Origin of the sequence: Geminicoccus flavidas, assembly GCF_009806515.1 — a bacterium.
Taxonomy (GTDB): Bacteria; Pseudomonadota; Alphaproteobacteria; order Geminicoccales; family Geminicoccaceae; genus Geminicoccus; species Geminicoccus flavidus.
In genome coordinates this window covers 1-6032 of sequence record NZ_WUJP01000729.1, presented here as the reverse complement: position 1 = coordinate 6032, position 6032 = coordinate 1, and the positions used below count along the sequence as shown (strand labels likewise).

At 67.6% G+C, this 6032-nt stretch carries 9 protein-coding genes; 3 read left to right on the top strand and 6 right to left on the bottom strand.

Annotated elements, in window-relative coordinates; all coding sequences use genetic code 11:
• Positions 1 to 454 (bottom strand): MBL fold metallo-hydrolase (locus tag EQG76_RS20925; RefSeq protein WP_200840986.1); only part of this gene is annotated, 454 nt, incomplete at its 3' end.
• Positions 455 to 555: 101 nt separating this feature from the next.
• Here EQG76_RS20925 and EQG76_RS20920 point away from each other — a divergent pair.
• Together EQG76_RS20920 and EQG76_RS20915 are read left to right on the top strand one after the other, a co-directional pair.
• Entirely contained in the window at positions 556 to 918 is a 363-nt protein-coding gene (locus tag EQG76_RS20920; RefSeq protein WP_159716270.1) for a dihydroneopterin aldolase, read from the top strand.
• An 87-nt stretch (positions 919 to 1005) separates the two neighbouring features.
• Positions 1006 to 1200, top strand: a complete 195-nt coding sequence (locus EQG76_RS20915; RefSeq protein ID WP_159716269.1) for a hypothetical protein — start codon at positions 1006 to 1008, stop codon at positions 1198 to 1200.
• A 16-nt stretch (positions 1201 to 1216) separates the two neighbouring features.
• Here the strand turns inward: EQG76_RS20915 and EQG76_RS20910 are convergent, their stop codons facing one another.
• Both EQG76_RS20910 and EQG76_RS20905 read right to left on the bottom strand, forming a co-directional pair.
• Positions 1217 to 2239 (bottom strand): glycosyltransferase, encoded by a 1023-nt coding sequence (locus tag EQG76_RS20910; RefSeq protein ID WP_159716268.1) that lies wholly within the window; start codon positions 2237 to 2239, stop codon positions 1217 to 1219.
• Positions 2240 to 2241: 2 nt separating this feature from the next.
• Positions 2242 to 3195, bottom strand: coding sequence for a glycosyltransferase family 2 protein (locus EQG76_RS20905; RefSeq protein WP_159716267.1), 954 nt, complete (start codon positions 3193 to 3195; stop codon positions 2242 to 2244).
• Positions 3196 to 3466: 271 nt separating this feature from the next.
• Between EQG76_RS20905 and dps the strand changes: the two genes are divergently transcribed.
• Entirely contained in the window at positions 3467 to 3955 is a 489-nt protein-coding gene (gene dps / locus EQG76_RS20900) for a DNA starvation/stationary phase protection protein Dps (RefSeq protein WP_159716266.1), read from the top strand.
• Between the two features lie 138 nt (positions 3956 to 4093).
• Here dps and EQG76_RS20895 read toward each other — a convergent pair whose 3' ends face one another.
• The 3 genes from EQG76_RS20895 to EQG76_RS20885 form a co-directional block, all read right to left on the bottom strand.
• Positions 4094 to 4273: a CsbD family protein gene (locus tag EQG76_RS20895; protein WP_159716265.1), complete on the bottom strand. Its 180-nt coding sequence runs from the start codon at positions 4271 to 4273 to the stop codon at positions 4094 to 4096.
• A gap of 103 nt (positions 4274 to 4376) precedes the next feature.
• A complete protein-coding gene (locus EQG76_RS20890; protein WP_235031485.1) occupies positions 4377 to 5669 on the bottom strand; it encodes a glycosyltransferase in 1293 nt (430 codons plus the stop codon).
• 48 nt (positions 5670 to 5717) lie between these two features.
• A partial coding sequence (locus EQG76_RS20885) for a UDP binding domain-containing protein (protein ID WP_235031484.1) occupies positions 5718 to 6032 on the bottom strand: 315 nt, incomplete at its 5' end.

Genomic DNA, 6032 nt, shown 5'->3' with positions numbered 1-6032 from the left:
CGCCCAGGCGCAGTTCCAGCCGCTCGGCATAGGTGGTGCCTGGCATGACCAGCGGCCGGACCGGCGGATCGCCGTTCTCCAGCTCCGACCGATGAGCCAGGAGCGCCTCGGCGGTGAGCCGATGTGCGATGATCTCGCAGTCCGAGAACACCTCGTTGCCGGCGACGTGGTCGACATGCCAGTGGCTGAGCACCACCCGGATCCGCCGGGCACCCGCCTCGGCCAGGGTGCGGCGGATGATGCGCGCGTGCTGGAGCGAGATATGGGTGTCGTACACCAGAGCATCGTCGCCCTCGACCAGCGCATAGGTGCAGGTGCCAAGGCCGAACGCGCCGTCATCCAGCCAGTTGGGAGCGGCCGAATGCAGCCGCAGCCCGTCGATCCGGCCGTCATAGAAGGCGAGCAGGCCCGGTTCTGGCCGCAGCACGCGCATGGTCGAGCCCAGTTCCTGCACCGATCCCGCCTCCCCCGGATGGCTTTCGCCAGATTGCTACTGGATCCGGCCGATTCCCAGGTCCAAAAGCCTGCGGGCAGGCCGGCGAGGAGAGAGTACTGTTGCAGGACCGACAGACCATCCGGCTGAAAGGGTTGGTGCTGGAGCTGCCGATCGGCGTGTTCCCCGAGGAGTTCCGCCGGACCCAGCCCGTCGAGATCGAGGTCGAGGCTTGGCGGCGGGCGGGTACGTTCACCAGCGGCCGCTACGAGGACTGCCTAGACTACCACCGGCTCTACCGCCACCTGACCGAGGTCTGGCCGGCCCGGCCGCATCAGGCTCTGCTGGAAAGCTGGGCGGAGGATCTCGTGCGGTTCGTGTTCGAGGACCCGCAGGTCGAAGGCTGCCGGGTGCGCCTCGCCAAGCCCGCCGTCTATGGCGGCCGCGCCGTGCCGGAAGTGGAATTCGTCCGGGTGCGCGGTTGACCGAGCGGATCGGCCGGCAGCGTCTGGAACCCCACCTCGGGCCGGCCGTTCCTCCGAAGTACAGCTTCGGAACAGGAAAGAGCAGCCATGGCCCAGACCGATCACCGGGTGACCGAGCCGGGGCGGCACGATTCAAACGCAGTCAAGACGCCGGTCCAGGCGAGGCAGGGGCGCAAGTTCGGTCGGATGCGCTACGTGCTCATCTTCGGCGTAGCACTTGCCGTCCTCGCGATGCTCCTGGTTTATGCCGGCGTCTTCTCCAGCCCGCCGGCGCAGCCATGACCGAAGGACGGGCGGATCACTCGATGATCCGCTCGATCCGGTAGTCGCGCATGTCCTTGGTATAGGCGAAGGTCACGATCTCGCCGATCAGGCCGACGGCGATGATCTGCACGCCCAGCACCACCATCAGCGAGGATAGAATCAGGGCAGGGCGGTCCACCAGTGGCGTGCCGAAGGCCAGCCGGGTGAACACCAGCCAGCCCGTCGCTACCAGGCCCAGGGCCAGCACGGCCAAGCCGAACCCGCCGAAGAACCGGAACGGCTTCTTCAAAAACTTCAGCAGGAAGAAGACCGTCACCACGTCCAGGATCATGGAATAGTCGAGCGGCGCGGACGTGTCCTTGGGTGGCAGGCCGCCGCCCGGCCGAACGGTCTGCTCGACCACCTTGAAGCCGTGGCGCAGCGCCAGCAGCGGGAAGAAGCGGTGCTGGTGGCCGTAGAGGATGATCTCCTCGGCGACCTCGCGCTTGAGTGCCCGCACCCGGCAGCGCAGGTCGGCGAACGGCGACTGCAGGATGCGCTTGAGCACCCACTCCATCTTGCCGGCACCGAACACCGAGCCGCCGACACCGCTGGTGCGCCTTGCCACCACCATGTCTGCGGAATCCAGCCGGTGGACGAGGTCGGGAAGGTCGGCCGGGTCGACCTGGGGCTCCGGCACCAGCGTCAGGATCCGTGGGGCCCGGGCGTGCTTGAAGCCCACCGACAGCGCCGCCGCCTCGCCGAACGTCTGGTTGAACACCAGCGCCCGCACGCTGTGGCCGGCCTCGCGTGACAGGGCCTCCAGCGCGGCCGTGGCCCGCGGGAACTGCCCGTCCAGCACGTAGATGAACTCCACCGGGCCGAACTCGGCGAGGGCCGCCGCATGGCGCTCGTGGTCGTGGCGGATCGTGTCGCTTTCCCGGCTGACCGGAACCACCACGGAAAGCTGGTAGTCCGCCCCGACATCGCTGGCGCCACCCGGCTGCGGTGCCGTGAGCGCGGGATCGTCGGAATGCAGGGAAGCAGTGGGGCGGGTCATGAGGTCCGAAGCAGACATGGTCACGGGACTTCCCTACCGGCGGGGCGGACGGCGAGATCGATGAAGGGCGCCAGGCTCTTCGACCTGGCACCCCAGATCAGCTGGCCGAGCAGCGCCAGGAAGATCAGGAACAGGGTAAGGGCGCCGAACAGGAGGGTGACGCCGGCGAACACCACCGAGGAGCCGGCATAGGAAGTGTCGGCGAACACCACGGCGGCGACCGCCGCCATGAGGGTCAGCAGCAGGGTCAGCATGGTCAGGCCGCTGAGCCACAGCAGCGGGGCACGGGCAAAGGTCAGCACGGTGCGGATCGAGATCAGGTCGACGAAGACCTTGTAGATCCGGGAAAAGCCGTACTTGGACGAGCCGTGCATGCGCGGATGGTGGCGCACCACGATCTCGGCGATCTTCGGCCGGGCCAGCGAGCTCATGGCCGGGATGAAGCGGTGCATCTCGGAATAGAGCGGGATCCGCTTGATCAGGTCGGCGCGGTAGGCCTTGAGCGAGCAGCCATTGTCCTTGATCGGCACGCCGGTGACCCAGCCGATCAGCCGGTTGGCGACTTTGGACGGGAGCACCCGCGACCAGTGGTCCTTGCGGTCCTTGCGCCAGCCGACTACCAGGTCGTGGCCCGCCTCGATCTGCTCCAGAAAACGCGGAATGTCGCGCGGATCGTTTTGCAGGTCGCCGTCCATGGTGACCAGCACCTTGCCTTCCGCCACGTCGATCCCGGCCATCATCGCTTGGGTCTGGCCGTAATTGCGGCGGAACTTGACGATGCGCACCTTGGGCTTGCCGTCGCGGGGGAGCTGGCTCAGCCGCTCGACCGTGCGATCGCGCGAGCCGTCATCCACGAACAGGAGTTCCACCGTCCGGTCGATCGGCGCCACCGCGTTGCGGATCGCCTCGTACATCGGCAGGACATTGTCCTCCTCGTTGTACACCGGCACGATGATCGACAGGTCGACGGACATGTTGCTCCGGAAGCGGCGGCATCAGCCATGCGCGCTGCGCAGGCTCTTCGGCAGGCTGTGTAGTCCCTCACCGTTTCCATGAAAAGCGACCCGTCCGTTTACGCACCCTCGGGTGCGTCAACAGGGCCACATCCCAGGCCTGTTCTGCCTCGGACGCAAACCGGACCTGCCATGATGGCAGGCCAGTTCTACGGAACGCCATGCGCATACCCCGGTTAGGAAGGCGGCCAACGACAGTGCCGCCGGAGCAGCGGCACCAAGGAGCATGCTCATGAAGAACCACCCGACCAGGAACGACACCCCGTCCAACACCAAGACGACCGTGATCGGCATCCTCAACCGGAACCTGGCGGCCACGATCGACCTGGCGCTCGCCACCAAGCAGGCGCACTGGAACCTGAAGGGGCCGCAGTTCATCGCGGTGCACGAGATGCTGGACGGGTTCAGGGCCCAGCTCGACGGCCATTCCGACACGATGGCCGAGCGCGTAGTGCAGCTCGGCGGTACCGCCCTGGGCACCACGCAGACGGTGGGGGAGGCGTCCGCCCTCGAGGCCTATCCGACCGACATCTATGCAGTGCAGGACCATCTCCAAGCGCTGATCGAGCGCTATGGCGACCTCGCCAACATGGTGCGCAAGGCGATCGACGAGTCGGAGGAGGCCGGCGATGCCACCACCGCGGACATCTTCACCCAGTCGTCGCGCGACTTGGACAAGGCCCTGTGGTTCCTCGAGGCACATGTCCAGGAGCCGCGCTGAGGCGCTCTGCCGGCGCCATTTCTCCAGCACTGCTGGGCGCTGAAAGCAGCAGGAGGGCGCGCCCGTGGCACGCCCTCCTGCCTTGTCCCGGGATCGGGCGGGGGCCGCAGCCCTCCGGCTGCCGCCCCAGCACTTCGATCACTTCTTCAGGCTGTCGCCGACACCCTTGGCGGTGTCCTTCACGTCCTGCGCCGCGTTCTTGAGGTCACCCTTGGCCTGATCGGTCTGGCCCTCCGACTCGGTGCGGCGGTCGCCTGTGACCTTGCCGGCGGCTTCCTTGACCATGCCCTTGGCCTTGTCCGCGGTACCAGATGCCATTTCGGATCCCCTTTGCCGATGATGGTGTAGCAACCCCAATGTACACCGGCGGGTTCCGGACATGAGGCGGCTGGAGCGTCACGTCGGCGCGAGCCGCAGGACCTCAGGCCGGCACCAGCCGATCGGCCGCCGGCGCACCGCGCTTTTCCTTCAGGGCCGCCAGCATGTTGGCCTCCAGCCGCAGCCAGTGCGCCTCCCAGGTCCAGTTGTCCTGGACGTAGCGGCGCCCCGCCAGCCCCAGCCGGGCGGCACGTGCCTCATCCCGCAGCAGCGCCACGGTCTGCCGCGCGAACTCGTCCGGCGCATCGGCGATGATCAGATGCTCGCCGGGCGTGGCGCGGATTCCCTCGTTGGCCACCGTTGTCGCCACGGTGGGCTTCGCCATGGCAAGGAACTCCAGGAGCTTGTTCTGCATGCCCGCCCCGGCCATCACCGGGTTCACGCAGACCGCGGCCCTCGCGATGTAGTCGGCCGGATCCGGCACCTCGCCGGTCACGGTCACACCCGGACGGCTGCCCAGGGCCGTCACCGCGGGCCTTGGGTTGCGGCCCACGATCATCAGGCGGGCATCCGGCACTTCCGCCCGGATCTTCGGGAAGACGTGCTCGGCGAACCAGATGGCGGCATTCGCGTTGGTATTGGTGCCCATGGCACCGGAGAACACCAGCATGTTCGGCTCGACCACCTCGCGCCCGCGCGGGACATAGCGGCCGATATCCACCCCGTGCGCTCCGTACACCCAGTTGTCGACCTCTGGCTGGCCGTACTCACGGCAGACCTGACGGACCTCCTCGACGTCGCGCTCGCCAATCAGCACCACCCGGTCGAAGTCCTGCCAGACATGGGCCTCGTAGCGGCGCACCAGCCGCGCCTCGGTGGAGAAGATCAGCTTGTCGCGCAGCGTGGTGAAGGTCTCCATCATCCGCCGCGTGTTGAGCGACTGCGACACCTGCATGGCGAGGAAGGTCACGGCATTGCCGCGCGGCAGGCCCCGAATGCTCTCCGCCCCGCGGATCGTGTAGCAGTAGACGATGTCGGTGCTGCCTTCGGCCAGGATCCGGCGCACCGCGGCCCGCTGGTCGTCATTGGAGAACCAGCCGACCTGGAGCGGCAGGCGCCTGGCCAGGCCGCGCATCATGCCGAGCAGGCTGCGCCGGCGGCCCTGCGGCATCACGGTCAGCGTGCGGCAATGGGCGCGCAGCCAGGCCTCGTGCTCCGGTGTCAGCCGCTCGCCGTCATCCAGGGTGAGCAGGTCGACCTCGTGGCCCCTGGCCTTCAGGAAGGCGATCAGATGGGCCACCGTCATCTGGTCGGCGCGCTTCATCGGCAGCGGCAGCCGGCCATAGACGATGGTGATCCGGAAGGTTTCCCTGGCGGGCTCGACCTGCATGGTCATCGGCAAGCCCGATTTGCCAGCTCCATGTGCCATGACGTGTCGCCCCGCTCAGAGTCGGTGGATCGGGAACAGCTTGGCCGAGCCGCCCAGCCGATCGACCACGCCCGGCATCGCCTTGCCCACCACCACGAGGTCCGCCTCCGCGGCCGCGCCCGCCACGTCCTGGACCAGGATGCTCGACAGATGCGGTAGGTGCTCCTGGACATAGCGCTGGTTGGCGCCGACCAGTTCGTCGGTCTTCAGGTCGGGATCGTAGATCGAGAGGCGGTAGCCCTTGCCGATCAACTGCTCGGCCAAGTCGAGCAGCGGGCTCTCCCGCAGGTCGTCCGTATCGCTCTTGAAGGTCAGCCCGAGCAGCAGGAC

Bases quoted from the DNA above. Each gene is read 5' to 3' on its own strand.
- EQG76_RS20890 (WP_235031485.1), bottom strand. From the start codon at position 5,669: ATGACCATGCAGGTCGAGCCCGCCAGGGAAACCTTCCGGATCACCATC.
- EQG76_RS20910 (WP_159716268.1), bottom strand. From the start codon at position 2,239: ATGTCTGCTTCGGACCTCATGACCCGCCCCACTGCTTCCCTGCATTCC.
- EQG76_RS20895 (WP_159716265.1), bottom strand. From the start codon at position 4,273: ATGGCATCTGGTACCGCGGACAAGGCCAAGGGCATGGTCAAGGAAGCC.
- EQG76_RS20905 (WP_159716267.1), bottom strand. From the start codon at position 3,195: ATGTCCGTCGACCTGTCGATCATCGTGCCGGTGTACAACGAGGAGGAC.
- EQG76_RS20915 (WP_159716269.1), top strand. From the start codon at position 1,006: ATGGCCCAGACCGATCACCGGGTGACCGAGCCGGGGCGGCACGATTCA.
- dps (WP_159716266.1), top strand. From the start codon at position 3,467: ATGAAGAACCACCCGACCAGGAACGACACCCCGTCCAACACCAAGACG.